12 protein-coding genes are annotated in these 16880 nt (G+C 54.4%); all 12 read right to left on the bottom strand.

What is annotated here, in order from left to right:
• Positions 1-21: 21 nt before the first annotated feature.
• The 12 genes from NST04_RS26630 to NST04_RS26575 all read right to left on the bottom strand — a co-directional run bounded on the left by NST04_RS26630 (position 22) and on the right by NST04_RS26575 (position 16822).
• Complete coding sequence (locus NST04_RS26630) at positions 22-1356, bottom strand: hypothetical protein (RefSeq protein ID WP_341186969.1); 1335 nt, start codon at positions 1354-1356, stop codon at positions 22-24.
• A 273-nt stretch (positions 1357-1629) separates the two neighbouring features.
• Positions 1630-2652: an ABC transporter ATP-binding protein gene (locus NST04_RS26625; protein WP_445667970.1), complete on the bottom strand. Its 1023-nt coding sequence runs from the start codon at positions 2650-2652 to the stop codon at positions 1630-1632.
• Positions 2652-3668, bottom strand: a complete 1017-nt coding sequence (locus tag NST04_RS26620) for an ABC transporter ATP-binding protein (RefSeq protein WP_341186967.1) — start codon at positions 3666-3668, stop codon at positions 2652-2654. The genes NST04_RS26625 and NST04_RS26620 overlap by 1 nt, the downstream gene beginning before the upstream one ends.
• Positions 3635-4594 (bottom strand): ABC transporter permease, encoded by a 960-nt coding sequence (locus NST04_RS26615; protein WP_341188060.1) that lies wholly within the window; start codon positions 4592-4594, stop codon positions 3635-3637. Before NST04_RS26615 ends, NST04_RS26620 begins: the two co-directional genes overlap by 34 nt.
• 59 nt (positions 4595-4653) lie before the next feature.
• On the bottom strand, positions 4654-5625 hold the full coding sequence (locus NST04_RS26610) for an ABC transporter permease (protein WP_036730648.1): 972 nt from the start codon (positions 5623-5625) through the stop codon (positions 4654-4656).
• A 121-nt stretch (positions 5626-5746) separates the two neighbouring features.
• Complete coding sequence (locus tag NST04_RS26605) at positions 5747-7489, bottom strand: ABC transporter substrate-binding protein (RefSeq protein WP_341186966.1); 1743 nt, start codon at positions 7487-7489, stop codon at positions 5747-5749.
• Between the two features lie 596 nt (positions 7490-8085).
• Positions 8086-10647 (bottom strand): ABC transporter permease, encoded by a 2562-nt coding sequence (locus tag NST04_RS26600; protein ID WP_445667955.1) that lies wholly within the window; start codon positions 10645-10647, stop codon positions 8086-8088.
• 10 nt (positions 10648-10657) lie between these two features.
• Entirely contained in the window at positions 10658-11359 is a 702-nt protein-coding gene (locus tag NST04_RS26595) for an ABC transporter ATP-binding protein (protein WP_340756855.1), read from the bottom strand.
• Positions 11360-12027: 668 nt separating this feature from the next.
• Entirely contained in the window at positions 12028-12924 is an 897-nt protein-coding gene (locus NST04_RS26590) for an SDR family oxidoreductase (protein ID WP_341186965.1), read from the bottom strand.
• Positions 12925-13087: 163 nt separating this feature from the next.
• Positions 13088-13927, bottom strand: a complete 840-nt coding sequence (locus tag NST04_RS26585) for an aldo/keto reductase (RefSeq protein WP_341186964.1) — start codon at positions 13925-13927, stop codon at positions 13088-13090.
• Positions 13928-13970: 43 nt separating this feature from the next.
• A complete protein-coding gene (locus tag NST04_RS26580) occupies positions 13971-14426 on the bottom strand; it encodes a putative immunity protein (protein ID WP_341186963.1) in 456 nt (151 codons plus the stop codon).
• Positions 14423-16822 (bottom strand): GH36-type glycosyl hydrolase domain-containing protein, encoded by a 2400-nt coding sequence (locus tag NST04_RS26575; protein WP_341186962.1) that lies wholly within the window; start codon positions 16820-16822, stop codon positions 14423-14425. Before NST04_RS26575 ends, NST04_RS26580 begins: the two co-directional genes overlap by 4 nt.
• Positions 16823-16880 lie beyond the last annotated feature (58 nt).

Genomic DNA, 16880 nt, shown 5'->3' with positions numbered 1-16880 from the left:
TTCTGTAATTTCTAGTACACACTAATATACCGGATAACCGGATACAAACACCGCCAGATACAGGAGACCCCCCGCAATAAATAGCGTCGTGAGCAGGATATCCTTCCACTTCTTATCTTCCGTCAATAGCACAGCGGCGAAGGCCAGCGGAAAAGCTACAGCGAAATAACGCGGAGCAGACAGCAGCCAAGTCGGGGCCACCACATAGACGAAATAGGCGATCATGTACGCCATATAAGCGGGATTAAGCTTCTTCGCACTGCGGAGCATCATGAAGAGAGCCAGGAAGATTGCGCACAAATTCGGCAGCCATAGTCCCAGGAACGACCGGTAATCGGCATCCTTGAAGGTATTCACCGCATACTCCATCTGATATCTCACGGTATCGAAAAAGAAGTAGAACCGCTGCGACCAGTGCTCCCGCTGATAAATACTGAACTGGAACGCGTTGCCCGTCACATTGTAATTGATGTAGAGATAAGCCAGCAGACCGAACGAGACGCTCACCAGGGAGAGGACAGCCAAGATCAGCTTATTCGTAAAAGCCTTCCGGTCCATTGACCTGTAGCCAGCAGCCAGCTCCCGGGCAAATTCCACGGCAATCGGCACGGCCAGCAGAACCCCCGGGGAACGGGTGAATCCGGCCAGCGCCGCGCAGAGGCAGCCAAGCAGCCAGCGCTTTTTGCGCACAAAATACAGCGCCATCAGGGAGAGCAGCAGGAACAGCGCCTCCGTCATGGGAAGGAAGAAAAAGAAGGCCGACGGAAAGATGAAGATGTACTTCACTAACCGCAGGGCATTCCTGCGCCCCATATCCAGCCGGGCCAGTTCATAAGCGAACAACGCCGCAACAAGCGTGCAGAGATTGGCTACAACAAATCCGGCAGCCATATAATTTCCCGTGAAGAACTGCGCCAGCTTGATCATAACGGGGAAGAACGGCAGAAATACAATATGAAATCTGGGGTCCCCTTCCGTCACATACCACCGCTCGGCAATGCCCAGATAGGACATCGCATCAATTCCGCGGATATGCCACATCTCAATGAAGCGGGAGAACAGGCTGCCGGAGCCTCCCTCCCGAAGCACCCAGATTACATAAGCCGCAAGGATCAGCAGCACCCGGCTGAATATCACCCACAGTACAATCTTCAACCAGGTCCGCTGCCGTTCCTCCGGCGAGTCGTCCATATTCACCGTCCGCAGTGCGCCTGGGCTCATAATGTATCCGGTTATAGCGGGTATGGCCCGCAGGCCCGTCCAGATAAACAGGGCCAGACAGAGCAGCGAAGCCAAGGTCCCCGCCAGGGTCCAGGTATGCACGGACACAGCCCATACCCAGACAGCTAATATCATAACAAGTATAAAGAGCGCTGAAATTGCTGTATTGACCTTTTTCACCATAGCCTCCGGTTCCGCAAACTTTGCGTTGTCTTTTTCTCATTTTCTTATAGAAATGCCTGTAGCACAATGATTAGTTTGAGTCGGCCTTACAAAATAACCCCACAAAGCGGGACTTTAGCGTAGGTGATGACTCAGGTACTTTGCGGGGCCCCAAAATCGAAAAAAGGAACACTGCGTAAGATTTCAGCAGCGTTCCTCTTCGGTACAGCATAGGGTAATCCTTAATCAGGATTTGGGAAGCAACGGGAAATGACAAGCTACCGGACGGCCCGGCAGGACCTCTTCCAGCAGCGGCTCCACTAAGCGGCATTTGTCCTGAACGAACGGGCAGCGGGTATGGAACCGGCAGCCGGAGGGCGGATTGGCCGGCGAGGGCACATCCCCCTCCAGCATAATACGCTCCTGCTTGCGCCTTGGCGTAGGCTTGGGAATAGCCGAGAGCAGGGCGGCAGTATACGGATGCAGCGGAGCCGCGAACAGCTCTTCCGTCTCTCCCACCTCCACCAGCTTGCCCAGGTACATGACCCCAACGCGGTCAGAAATATGCCGGACTACGTTAAGACCATGTGCGATGAACAGAAAGGTTAGGCCCAGTTCCTTCTGCAGCTTCATCAGCAGGTTAATGACCTGGGATTGCACGGATACGTCCAGCGCAGACACGGCCTCATCGGCCACAATAAACTGCGGATTCAGTGCAATCGCCCGGGCGATGCCAATGCGCTGGCGTTGTCCCCCGGAGAATTCATGCGGGTAGCGGTTCCGGCGGCTGGCATCCAGACCCACCAGCTCCATCAGCTCCACCACCCGGGCATCGATCTCCTTGCCGGACATCTTCCAGTGAATGCGCAGCGGTTCGCCGATAATATCCTTGACGAGAAAGCGCGGATTGAGCGACCCGAACGGGTCCTGGAAAATGATCTGCATCTCTTCCCGCAGCTTCCGCATGTCACGCGAACCCAGCGAATGGATATCCTGGCCCTTGAATAACACCTGCCCCCCGGTCGCACTTTGCAGCCGGAGGAGAACCCGTCCGAAGGTTGATTTGCCGCAGCCGGATTCCCCGACCAGCCCGAACGTTTCACCTTGGCGGATCGCCAGATTGACTCCATCTACCGCCTTCACCTGCCCGACGGTCCGGTTAAGCAGGCCCTTGGTGATCGGAAAATACTTCTTAATATCCTTAACCTCCACCAGCACTTCCGAGGAGACTGCTACTTTACGGTCCGGCTTGGACAATGTCTTGTTCATCATGCGCGCTTCGCCTCCCTGCTGGTATCCGCTGAAACCGGCTTATCCTTGAACAGCCAGCAAGCGGCCCGGTGTTCATCAGAGATCAGGAAATCCGGCGGCTCCTGGTTCCGGCAGATCTCCATCGCATGCGGACAGCGCGGGTGGAAGCGGCAGCCCGCAGGCAGCTGTCCGATCGGCGGAATTGTTCCGCTGATCGTATAGAGCTCGCCTCCCCGTCCGCCTTCGAACCCCGGAATTGACTGGAGCAGACCTATCGTATAAGGATGGCTGGGATGGTCGAAGATCTCTTCCACACCGCCCTCTTCCACGATAGCACCCGCATACATGACAGCAATTCGGTCCGCCATCTCAGCGGCCACCCCCATGTCGTGGGTAATCAGCAGGATGGACATGCCAAGCTCCGACTGAAGCTTGCGCAGCAGATCCAGTATCTGCGCCTGCACAGTAACATCAAGCGCGGTGGTCGGCTCATCGGCAATCAGCAGTTCGGGGTTACAGGCCAGTGCAATCGCAATGACTACGCGCTGGCACATCCCGCCGGACAGCTCATGCGGGTACTGCTTCGCACGGATCTCCGGTGCGGGTATGCCCACCAATCTTATTAGATCTACCGCCAGCTTCAGCGCTTCTGCATCCTTCTTATTCTGATGCAGCCGCAGACTCTCAGCGATCTGCTCGCCTATGGTGAAGACCGGATTGAGCGAAGACATCGGGTCCTGGAAGATCATAGCGATCTGGTTGCCGCGGATTTCCCGCATCTCCTCCTGGCTCTTCACCCCCAGATCCTGTCCATGGAAGTCAATCTGTCCATCCAGGATCATACCGCCCGCATAATCGATCAGGCGCATGATCGCCAGCGAGGTGACACTTTTGCCGCTGCCGGATTCGCCTACAATACAGACCGTCTGACCTTTATTCACCGTAAGGGAGATGCCGTCAGTTGCTTTGAGCAGCCCCTTCTCTGTCGCGAAGCCGGCGGTTAGCTTCCGGATTTCGAGTAGTTTTTGCGCCATTGTTCCAGCCTCCTCCGGGATTTGGTCACTTGCTGTCTGGGATCAAGGGCATCCCGGATGCCGTCGCCGATAAAGTTAACCGCCAGCACCACCATCAGGATGCAAAAGCCCGGATATACCGCCTGCATCGGATCAATCAGCATGAACTCCTGCGCGTTGCTAAGCATCAGCCCCCAGCTCGTAGCCGGAGCCTGGATACCAAGCCCCAGATAGGACAATGCGGATTCACTGAGAATCGCGCCGCCGACCATCAACGTGGCATTAACAATGATCGGGAAGCTTGCATTGCGGAGCAGATGCCGGAAAATGATTCCCCAGCTGGATACCCCGATTGCTCTGGCCGCCTCCACATACTGCATTTCCCGCAGCTGCAGGAAGGTTCCCCGGACCAGCCGGGCAATACTCATCCAACTCGTGAACGCCAGAATCAGGATCATGAATTTAATCTGTGTTCCGAACAGCGCCATCACCAGGATATTCAGGAAGAGGGACGGCACGGAGTTCATGACGTCAACAATCCGCATGAATACCGTATCCACGAATCCTCCGAAGTAACCTGAGATCGCACCGACCACCGATCCGACCAGTACGGATACAAAGGCAACAGAGAAACCGATAAGCAGCGAGATCCGCGCACTGTACAGCAGTCTGCTGAGAATATCGCGGCCCAGCTCGTCGGTGCCGAGTGGATGCCCCTCCGCCCCCGGCTTCAGGTTGGCGAACATCAGATCAATCTTCTCCGGCCCATAGGAAGTCAGAAACGGTGCGAAGATCGCCAGCAGCACAAAGATAAGCAGGACGGCCAAGCCGCCCATGGCAAAAGGATTGCGTGAAAACTTCTTCCACAGCACTCTCCACGGGCCGGGAGGTCTATCCATATCCACCACCGGAATTTCCGGGTCGGTCCCGCCCGGCATCGGACTCATATCCGGCGTTCCCAGCGGCTTGGAGACCTTCCCTTTGTTAAGCTCTGTATTATCTGTACTCATGCTGCCTTCCCCCCTTGCTTGCCGAGCTTCACCCGGGGATCAACTACGACATACAGTATATCTGCCAGAAGATTGCCAATGACGACCATCACAGCCGTGACGATAGTCACCGCCATCAGTGCCGAATATTCGCGTGCAGTGGCCATCTCTACGAACCAACGGCCCATTCCCGGCCAGTTGAATACATTCTCTGTTAGTGCGGCCCCTCCCACCAGGATCGGAAGATCAAGACCTAGTATCGTAATAATTGGAATTAGTGCATTGCGCAGGGCATGGCGGAAGACCACCTTGCGTTCCTTGACGCCTTTGGCCCGTGCCGTCCGGATATAATCCTGATCCAGCACCTCCAGCATACTGGCCCGCGCATACTTCATATAAGAAGCCAGGAAACCAAGTGCCAGCACAGTTACCGGCAGCACCAGATGCATGAATAAATCAGCTATACTGTCTTCCTTGCCTCTTGTATGCATATCCGACAATGGGAACCAGTCCAGCTTGAGCGACAGCCACTGCTGCAATAGAATCCCGAACCAGAAGGTCGGCATGGCGAAGCCCAGATAGGAAATGAACGAAGCCGTCTGATCCGATAAACCATAGACTTTGGTACTATTGTAGATTCCCCAGGGGATTGCGATCAGCAGGGATACCAGCCAAGCCGCCCCCATCAGGATTATGGTATTGCCGATACGCGGCCAGAGCAGGTCCGAGATCGCAATATGGTTCTTGAAGGTATATCCCAGATCCCCTTGCAGCAGGTCGCCGATCCAGTGGATGTACTGGATATGAATCGGCTGATCCAGACCCAGATTCTTGGCCTGCTGCTCGAAGATTTCGGGAGTCAAGCCCGGGGCCAGCATCACTTGTGTGGGTCCTCCCGGAGCCGCATGGATGAGAAGAAAGGTTAGTATGGTAATCAGAAAGATGACCAGTACCGATTGAAGCACTCTACGTATCAGGTATTCTGTCATTGGCTATCCTCCTAGAGATGGTAAGGCGATAGATTACGGAAGGCCCCCCATTTATACAAAAGGGGGAGGTGAAAGAGAATTCTCTTTCACCTCCCGCAAGTCTATTCAGTTAGTCGGTACGTTACTCGGTTACCCACCATTTGATAGCGTGGAAGAACTGTCCATAGCCCAGTGACGGCTCTGGAGCATCCTCCTCTGCCCAGTGCACTCTAGGTCCTGTTCCGATCGCCTGACCATACTGATACAGGAAGACATAAGGAAGGTCGGTCGAGATTTCCTTACCTACTTCTTTGTAGATTTCTTTGCGCTTAGCCTGATCTACCGTAGAATATCCGTCTACCCACAGCTTATCCAGCTTCTCATTCTTATACCAGCCGCTGTTCTGTCCAGCCGGCGGGAAGTACTTGGAGGAGAAAATGCTCTCTGCATCCGGGTCTGGTGTATTCAGGGACCATGCCAGCAGCAGCGCCTGGAATTTACCCGGCGTAACGTTCTGGTCGATCCAGGCAGCGAAGTCAATCGCCTTCGGTTTCACTTCAATGCCGACATCCTTCAGGTTCTGCTGAATAACCGAGGCAACCTGCTCACGGCGGCTGTTGCCGGCGTTATATTGAAGCTCGAAGGAGAACCGGTGTCCGTCTTTAGTAAGAATGCCATCCTTGCCGGCAACCCATCCGTCCTCAGCCAGGAGCTTCTTGGCCGTCTCAGCATTGTAATCATAGTTCACAGCTGCATCGCCCGGATCAGCCCAGGTATCCGGCAGGAACGGAGCATTCATCAGGGCGCCTATGCCCTTCAGGATATTGTCCACCATCCCCTGACGGTTCAGGGCATGGGCAATCGCCTGTCTGGTCTTCTGTCCGGCGAACAGACCGTAGTTATCCGGGAAGTTCTTGCCGTCGAAGTTGAACATTACATATTCATATTGCGCGCCCGGCTTCTGGATGATATCAATCTTGCCGTCAGCCTTGACTGCTTCTACCTGGGTTACAGGAATCGCACTGATATGGTCTGTGTCACCCTTCATAATGGCCTGAACCTCAGTGTTCTGGTCGGCATAGATCTTATAGATCACCTGAGCGATATGAGGCTTCACGGTTCCCCAGTAGTTCGGATCAGCATCCATGGTATGACTCTCGCCTTGCTTCCAGGCTGTCCACTTCCACGGTCCGCTTGTAACGGTCTTGGCCGGATCAGTACCGAAGGGGTTCTTCTGCATTTCGGTCGGCTTCACATCCTTCAGGACATGGGCCGGAACAATCTCCTGAACGAGGGCGTACAGGAATGGGGCGTAAATCTGGGACATTGTGAATTTCACCGTGTGGTCATCGACCTTCTCCACGGTCTTCACCTTGTCATATTGGCTGATCAGGGGCGAGCCTGTCTCTTTATTCTTGGCCGTTTCAATGGTATAGATTACATCATCTGCAACGACGGGCTGGCCGTCACTCCATTTGGCGGTATCCTTCAGCTTCACAGTATAGGTCAAGCCATCTTCAGAGATCTCCGGCAGCGCGGCAGCCAGCGACCAATCCTCGGCCTGTACATTGCCTTCACGGTCCAGGTTGTACAGCTTGGCGAAGACGAACTGGGCCACATCACCAGACGCGGTGTCATTAACTAAGAGGGGATTAATATTAACAATATCGGAGAATGAGCTTGTAACTAGTGTTCCGCCGTCAACAGGCGCGTCAGCCGCAGGTGCTTCCGTAGCCTCAGGAGCCGCACTCTCTGCCGGAGCTGTAGTGGCTGCAGGCGCATTTGTTGAAGAACCCGCAGTGTTATTCGTACTGCAACCTGTGAATAGAACCCCTACCAACGATAAGACTAGTAAACCTGACCACCATTTTCTCTTTTTCGCCATTCCTTTACTCCTCCTTAGTTAAGTGCTTGTTCCTGCTCTTCAAAGCTTCTCGGGAGACTGGGATGCTCCGGATCGTTATCCGCCTAAGACCACTAATGACCGTCTTCGCATTACATGTGATATAACATCACACCTAATATATATGGAAGGAATGCGATGAATAGACCGCAGGTCAATTAGGGTCAGGGACAACTTTCCCGGCGGGAAGCCTTACAACTTCCCTCATAAATTATGGTTTATATTACATGTGAATATATCTTACGTCAATATATTTATTTATCGCTATGAAATCTTACTTTTTTGCTATGGAAACATTTACTTCCAATGTATCTTGGAATAACTGTAAAAAAACCTTTTACTTATTATTTAAATGAGTTTAATCGGGTTAGTTTTTATGACACTTTCTTATCATTTTTGCGGTTTTTCGACACGATTCATCATATTTCCGTAGGATTCAGCGCTAATCCTCTGGCTACCCGGCCCTTTCCAGGCACAAAAAAAAGAAGAACAAGGCTCCGGGCGCCCTCTGCCCTCGGCTCATTATCCTTCCTTGTAATGCTGATGCTTTTTTATTTTTTGACAAAGTCGTGACTGAACTACTCTACCGACTTCAGCGCTTCAATCATATGAATCCGCTTGAGCTTGATATGCATGAAAGCCATTACGATCCCTGAGAATAGTAATGTCAGCAGCGCTGCATAGATATAGCTCTGCCACTTGATGAGCGGAGCGAACATGGTGGCATCCAGCTCTGCGGTCGACAGGACGAACCGGTGCAGGATCACACCCAGGGCACTGCCGGACAAGATGCCGAGCAGCGTTAACAGAATATTTTCCCGGTAAATATAGAGTGTGACTTCCTTATCATAGAAGCCGAGCACCTTAATCGTAGACAACTCGCGGACCCGCTCGGACACGTTAATATTGGTCAAGTTGTACAGAACTACGAAGGCCAGCGCGGCAGCAGAGACAATCAGCACCACCATGACGATATCCATACTGTCCATAGTTTCCTCGAAGGCTTCTCCCACACCGCTGGAAAAGCTGACCAAGGCCACCTGTCCATTCGCAGTCAGCTTCTCCCCGAAGGCGCTCTCCCACGCTTTATCCTTGCCGCTGTAATTCAATAATTGAGTATTATAGACCGGCTCCTTGCCGAACACCTCCGTGTAGTAATCCGGGGTCATGTATACATAATGCAGTACATAGTTCTCAGTGACCGCCGCTACCTTGACCTGCAATGGCTCATTGTTGCTGTCCAGAAGCGTCAACGTATCCCCTGGAGCAACATCATACAGCTTAGCCAGCTTCTCAGTAATGACCGCGCCCTCGTCACTGAGTACTCTCGGCTTACCGCTGCTGCGGTCCTTAAGATTAACGAAAGACGCCAGTGCAGCTGTATCTGAGGGAACAAAGATCCGCACTTCCTGGTCGTTCACGCCTTTGGCCCGGGCCGTCATAGCCTCCTGCAGCACATTCAGCGTGCCTGTAACTGCAGTCTCCTGTTCAATCAGCTCCATATAGGAAGCTTGATCTGCAGGAGTTGCATTATCATGCAGAGCTACCAGGGCGCTGTATTTCATAATCCCGCCGAACTGCCGTTCAGCGATGCTGCCGATGGAATCCTTCAGCCCAAAGCCGGTCAGGATCAGCGCGGTACAGCCTGCCACCCCGATAACGGTCATGAACATCCGCTGCTTGTAGCGGAACAGGTTGCGGGCCGTGACCTTTTGCACGAAGCTGAGCCTTCTCCACAGGAAGGTGAAGCGCTCCAGCAGGATACGCTGCCCGCTCTTCGGTGCCTTGGGCCGCATCAGCACAGAGGCGCTACTCCGCAGCTCCACCCGGGAAGCAATCATCGCCGTCATCGTTGTACAGACCAGCGCCACGATGATGGAAATAACAGCGTAAGAAGGGTAGAAGCTCTTGATCACATCAGGCAGGTTATAGAGCGAGCTGTAAGCATTATAGATAAGGTCCGGGAAGAACGTGAAGCCGACCGCCAGACCCGTAATAGATGCCGCAAGGCTGGCGAGTGTTCCGTATACCAGAAACTTGGTCATAATGTCCATAGCGCCGTATCCGAGTGCTTTCAACGTCCCGATCTGGAGCCGCTGCTCCTCCACCATGCGGGTCATTGTCGTTAAGCTGACAAGTGCTGCGATCAGGAAAAAGAATACCGGAAAAGCCGACGCAATCGCGGACAAACGGTCCGCATTATCCTTGTATTCGGCGTATCCCGGGTTAATCGTGCGATCAGCCACATATACCTTGGGCAGCTCCGGCTGGCTCTGTGCCGCGGATGCTGCCTGTTGTTGTTGCGGCTGCTGTTGCGTCCCCCGCTGAGCCGCAGCCTGCTTGGCCGCCGCTACCGCCTCCTCCTTCAGCTCTTCCAGGCGCTGTGCCGGGTAATCCTTCAGCGCTACCTCTGTCTCTGTGAGGTGGCGCTCAACCAACGTGTCGTAGGCCGGAGTATAGGCCGTCTCCGCAGCCGTATCCTTGAAGCTGAGATAGGCCTCCGTATATACCGGAAGTGTGAAATCCCCTTCCGGGATGACGGCGAACGCATCAAGGGTCCCTTTGCCGATGCGGCTGGTTCCGCGGTTCGCGGTCTCAATATACTGCGGACTCTGCGCGAAGCCTACTACAGTATAGGTCTTGGTCCGGAAACTCTGTTCGGGCTTCTCTCCGGCCTCTCCGCCGAAGATAATGGAATCGCCAAGCTTGAATTTCTCCTGTTCGCGCAGGTGTTCATCCAGTACAATCTCTCCGGAGGCTGCCGGGAGATGCCCGGCGGTGAGCTTGTAGCCGTTCAGTTCATTCTTGTCTGTATATGAATAGACCTTGGCAATCAGCCCGCTGTCGCCAAGAAAGACATCAGAGCTGTATACAGGCTGAACCGTCTGCACTCCAGGTATGCCCCGCAGCTGCTCAATCCCTTGCTCCGACAGGCCATAAGTGGACTGGACCCTCAGATCCATCAGCCGCAGATCCTTATAATACGTTGCTGCGGTGTCCAGCATATCCGGCCCGGCCGACTTGATCCCGGAGAAGAAGCTGACCCCCAGCATAATAATCGCAAAGATCGAGAGGAACCTTGCCTTGGTGCGGCCGATCTCCCGAAAAACATCCTTCCATAGTGCCCGTTTCTTCATCATTTCCGGCTCCTTACCATTCGATATCTTCCACGGATACCGGTGCTGGATTCTTCACCATTTTCCGTACCTTGGCGTTGTTGATCTCAATGACCCGGTCGGCCATCGGAGCAATCGCCAGATTATGCGTGATCACAATCACCGTTGTGCCGGTGTCGCGGCAGGTATCCTGCAGCAGCTTAAGCACCTGCTTACCGGTGTTGTAATCGAGCGCACCTGTCGGCTCATCACAGAGCAGCAGCTTCGGCTGCTTCGCCAGTGCTCTGGCAATAGCCACGCGCTGCTGCTCCCCGCCCGAGAGCTGGGCCGGGAAGTTATTCAGCCGCGCGCCAAGGCCCACATCCTCCAGCACCTTCCGGGCATCGAGCGCCCTGGGCGAGATCTGCGAAGCCAGCTCGACATTCTCCAGGGTGGTCAGATTAGGGACCAGATTATAGAACTGAAACACGAAACCCACGTCATTACGGCGGTAGCCGGTCAATTCCTTGGCGCTGAAACGTGCGATGTCAGTACCGTCCACAATGACCTGGCCTTCGTCGGCGGAATCCATGCCGCCCAGTATGTTAAGCACCGTTGATTTTCCCGCCCCGCTGGGCCCTACTATTACAGCAAATTCACCCTTTTCAATCTCGAACTCTATGCCGTCATTGGCGACAATCAGGGTCTCCCCCATCTTATAGCGCTTATATTCGTCCTTCACCGTTACGAATGCCATGCCGTCTCCTCCTGTCTTCTTCACAAACCGCTAATGCACCAGAACTGGCAGATACGATTCAATTACTCCAGTGTAGCATATGAACCCCCTATGATTGCAAAAGTGGAGGCATCACGCATTGCTCCTCCCGGCGGAAAAGGAAAACCGCCGCTTCGCGGCACGTACGCGGAGCACGTGCGAGTACGTGGAGCAAGTGGAAGGACGCGGAGCACCTGCGAGTAAGAGGAGCAAGCGGAAGGACCCCGGAGCAAAACAGGCGGGGCGCAGCAAGAGTAAGCAAATGGAAAAACGTATCTTAATTCCCGGATTACCGATATATTTCCGGAAGCAAGTGGAAAAACAGCATCTAATCAGGTCAATTTTGCTATTTTAGATGAAACGGGCGGATTTAAGTGGCTTTTTTCCAACTGTTGTCTGTTATTAGACCCAACCTTAATTAGCAAATGCCATTCATCCAACTAATTCCTGCTGATCTGCCTGCCAGTCTCTTCTCCAAGCCCATTTCTCCCTCAAAAGAATGAAGCTTCATCCTCCGGCTGCCACGGCAGCTAAGTCCCCGCTGAATTCATGCGGCCCCGGCTGCCAGCAAGTATTCCCCTCACAGCAAAAAACCTCCTGACGGAGGTTTTTACCCGATGTTCTTGCCCGATGTTGTTACTCAGCCTTATTTATGGTGTCGGCATTCCGCCGTTAGCATTCAGGGTCTCGCCGCTGACATAGCTTGATTCCTGGCTGGCCAGGAATACATAAGCCGGGGCCATTTCAGCCGGTTGGCCGGGGCGTCCCAGCGGAGTCTTGGCTCCGAACTCCTTCAGGACTTCCTCCGGCTGTCCGCCGCTTACCTGAAGCGGAGTCCATACCGGTCCCGGTGCGACAACGTTCACCCGGATTCCCTTAGGTGCGACCTGCTGGGCGAACGCTTTGCTGAAGGTGTTGATCGCACTCTTCGTTGTAGCATAATCCAGCAGAATCTCAGAAGGCTCATAGGCCTGAATGGATGAGGTGTTGATGATCGTGCTGCCCGGCTTCATATGCTTCACCGCTGCTTTGCAGAGCCAGAACAGCGAGTAGACATTCGTCTTGAAGGTAGCATCGAACTGCTCTGTGGTCAGATCTGCGATGTCCTTCACGAACTGCTGCTTACCGGCAATGTTAGCCAGGATATCAATCCCGCCCAGCTCCTCTACGGCCTTGGCAATCAACTGCTCGCAGTACTTCTCGTCCTTCAGATCACCCGGCAGGGCCACCGCCTTGCGTCCGGCTTCCTCGACAAGCTTAACCACTTCCTTCGCGTCAGCTTCTTCCTCCGGCAGGTAGGCCAGCACCACATCCGCGCCTTCACGGGCAAAAGCAATCGCTACCGCCCGCCCGATTCCGCTGTCCGCTCCCGTAATAACAGCCTTTCGTCCGTTGAGTTTTCCGCTGCCTTTGTAGGTACCCGCCCCGTCATCTGGACGCGGATGCATCTTCGTCTCCAGGCCGGGGCTGGGCTGCTGCTGCTCGAATTCAGGTGTAGCCTTTTCATATTGCTGCACAGGATCTTGAATCTTATATTGATTACTCATGATAATATTCCTCCTCTGTTCGCTTCTGATTGTGTAGGCTTCTGACTCTTTCTATGTAACCAGCTTCCCTTTTTCTTAAACGAATTATGTATGAGTGCAGCCACAAAAATAAAAGCCCCCTGCCAAAAGAGCAAGGGGCCGCCACTGTATATCATTTAATGAATCAGAACTCTTCGTACACGGCCGGGTCCTGCTCCCACAGCGGGCCGGTGGTCGGAATGTCCGAGATCATCTTCATCTCTTCCTCCGACAATTCGAAGCCGAAGATATCTATATTCTCCCGCTGATGCGCCTCCGACTGCGACCTTGGAATCGGAACGGCTCCCAGCTGCACATGCCAGCGCAGAACAATCTGTGAGACGGACTTGCCACGAGCAGAGGCAAGGGTCTGGAGCTGTTCATTCTTCAGCAGATCCTCGCCGCGTCCCAGCGGACTCCAGGATTCAGTAATGATTCCGTGCTTCTCATGATATGCGCGCTGCTCTGCCTGATTATAGAAGGGATGCAGCTCAATCTGGTTCATACTCGGCACCACACCCGTCTCCGTGATCAGGCGCTCCAGATGCTCCGGCAGGAAATTGCTGACTCCGATCGAACGGATCAGCCCTTTTGCCCGCGCATCAATCAGTGCCTGCCACGCTTCCACATACAGGTTCACCTTGGGATTCGGCCAGTGGATCAGATACAGATCATAATAATCCAGCCCTGCCCGGTACAGCGATTCCTCAATGGTCTTGACTGCTTCCTCATACTTGTGATGGCGTCCGGGCAGCTTGGAGGTAATGAACAGCTGGTCTCTGGCTATGCCGCTCTGCCGCACCGCCTCTCCGACAACCCCCTCATTCTCATAGTTGAATGCGGAATCGATCAGACGATAGCCTAAATCCAGCGCTGTCTTCACACTTTCCACACCCTCAGCGCCTCTGATCCGCGCAGTTCCAAAGCCAATTGCAGGTGCCTTCCTTCCATCATTCAGCAGTATTTCCGGAATATGATTTGTCATGTTTAAGAGCCTCCTGTGTGAAGATCATCGATCTAATGCTTCGTTATTCCTCATTCAGACGGATCAAATGCCGGTACTGCCATTCGCGCTCCTGCATCACGGCAGAAGCGGCCAGGCCGGGTCCGGCTGCTTTGTACACCGCCTTAACCGCATAAGTGGCGGCATGCACCGCATGGGTGGCTACATGGGCGGTAGCCGCTGCATGACCCGCAGCGCGGCAAGCCGCGCAGGCCGCTGCCGGACTTACCTCACGCGCAGCCGAGTGGGCCGCGAACGCAGCTTGCCGTGCAGCGGTCATCTTCAGCTCCCTGCGCACCCAGGCGCGTCCGGCTTCTACTGCCTGCCGGGGCCGCTTCTCTTCCGGGGATGCCGCCTCCACATAAGGCAGTACCCGTTCTGCACAGTCCCCGGCCCAGGCAGCCAATACTTCGTGCTGACTTGTGGCGGCCAGTGCGGCGATGGATTCATCCAGCCCGTCAGCGGCCAGTTTGGCCTTCACTCTACTCCTCCAGCAGCCTCTGCCGGAATCTTAACCCGCACATGATATTGCTTACCCGGTTTCAGTTCCTTCAGAACACCGTCTTGCACAAGCTGGCCGTCCAGATAGACTTCGATTGCCGCTACATCAGACTCACACTTCATCTCAATCTGCAGCTCAGCCCCTCTGAAGCTGCGCTTCACGGTTGCATCCTGCCAGCCGGACGGAAGCTGCGGCTTCACCTGGAGGCCTTCCCGGCAGCCTTGCAGGCCGAATAGCCCATCGATCAGGCAACGGTACACCCAGGGAACGGTTCCGGTGTTGAACAGGTGGCTGGAGCGTCCGGCGGTCTGCGGGAACTGCTTGTAAGCGCCCCGGTAATAGTTAGGGATGAATACCGGCAGCTGGCCCCGCCGGATGATATCCCCGATATCAGGCCCGGGGAGCATTTTGCGCAGCAGACGGTACGCATGATCCTGCTCACCCACTGCATACAAGCCATAAATATAGAAGGCAGCGGCATGGTTGTAGACTGCACCGTTCTCGGCTGTCCCCGGATGCTTCTGGGTGACCCGGCCCACATCCTCGCGCATGGCGGTATAGGACGGGGCGAGCTTTTCCACTCCATACGGGGTCTCCAGCTGTTCATGGACCGACTTCATCAGCTTCGCCCGCTTCTCCTCATCGGCCGCACCGCTGAGCAGCGCCCAGCCCTGGGGATTAATGAAGATCCGGCCTTCCGGATCGCTGCTGATGCCGAATACCACATTGTCATCGGTAATCCCCCGCGAATACCACTCGCCATCCCAGAAGTACTGATTGACGAGCGCATTCGTCTCCTCCGCCGCATGGCGGAAGGTCTTGGCGATATCCGTACGGCCGCTCCGCTCGCAAATATCCGCCCAGACCATACATGCATACGCGGTAGCGATGGTCAGCCATCCGGACACGCCTTGTCCCTTGTACCCTACCATATTCATCGGGTCGCACCAGTCTCCCTGATTGATATAATTCAGGCCGCGCTCATCCCGCTCATGGAGCAGCCACTGCACCGCCCGGTCGATATGTTCATGCACAGGTCCTGTCTCCAGCCCGCCCGCATACGATACTTCCTCATCCAGAATGCTGTAATCATCCGTCTCATCCAGATAGGTACTAAGGCAAATCGGGAGCCAGACACAATGATCCGTATGCGGAACCTGATTGATATATTTCAGTTCAGCCGCTTCATGCAAAATAATGCCATCCGGCATCGCTCCGCTGGCCTCCTGCTGGCTTAAGGCCGTCAGGAACGCTTTTCTTGCCGTCTGCGGCTTAAGGTAGCTCATACCCATATTATCCTGCAGATAATTCCGGGTCTGCGGGTCGGTGGTCAGGCGGTTGGTCTGACCGTGATAATACATCTGCCGGGGCAGCCAGTGGTTGACCAGATTGTCGAGGTCCGCATCCGGCGTGGAAATCTCAATGCTCCCTCTGCCTTCCGCAATGTACTGCGCATATTCCCGCTCAGCGCGCACGAATCCGTCCTCGCCTGCCGTATCGGTATCCAGAAACAGCCTCCGGCGGATCTCCGCGATTCTCTGCTCACTCCGGGCCGGGCCGAAGATGAAGCGGTATTCACGCTCTTCCCCCGCAGCCAGGTCCATACTGTATTGAAGGGCGGCAACCGGGGTCTCATAACGGGCTTCGCCTTGCGCCAGCCGCTGACTCTTAAGCGCTGACGGCGAGCCTATTCCTCCTTCGCCCTCGAAGGCTTCCTGATTCACTTCCCAGGAGTCCGGGGCATGGTCGGCGAGCAGGAAGGTTTTGTCCTTCAGATGCTTGATTTTGGCATAATCCTGATATTTCTGATAAGGCGTGACCGCTGTAGCCACGATTCCCTGCAAAGCTTCCTTATACTCGCCCGACTGATTCATCCATGACATGTAGCCGATGGTGAAGTAGGGATAGATGCTGATCTTGCGGGGAGCGTCGGACAGATTGGTCACCTTCACCCGCCACAGCTCCATCGGGTCATCTTTAGGCAGGCTTAACGTCATCTCTATAGCGATCCCGTTCTTCTCGATGGTCCATACAATATTATGTTTACCTACCGCAAAAGTGTAATGATCCGGAGGGTTGCGGACAGGCTCATAAGGGGCAGAGAACAGCTCCCCGTTCTCCTCATCCTTAACATAGACGAAGCGTCCGGGGTGGTGGGCATAATAAGGCTGCTCCGGCTGCATGAACGTCTTGGCCTCCAGATTCGGCGCATAGGAATACTTCGCAGGCTCGGGCTGCATAAACTGGGCTACCGCATATCCCCGGCAGTTCATATGAATCATCATCTGCTCATTCCACAGGAACCCCGAAGCCTTGGGGAGAATGGTGGGACTGGACAGCTCATAATATTCATTATCTTCAGATGCTCTGATCATTCTCGTGCCTCTCTTTCCGGAATAAATATCCATCATTCTAGTATACTTTATTCAAGAA

It is taken from the genome of Paenibacillus sp. FSL H7-0756, from assembly GCF_038006765.1.
Classification (GTDB): domain Bacteria; phylum Bacillota; class Bacilli; order Paenibacillales; family Paenibacillaceae; genus Paenibacillus_AQ.
This window is presented reverse-complemented; position numbering and strand designations above follow the sequence as displayed.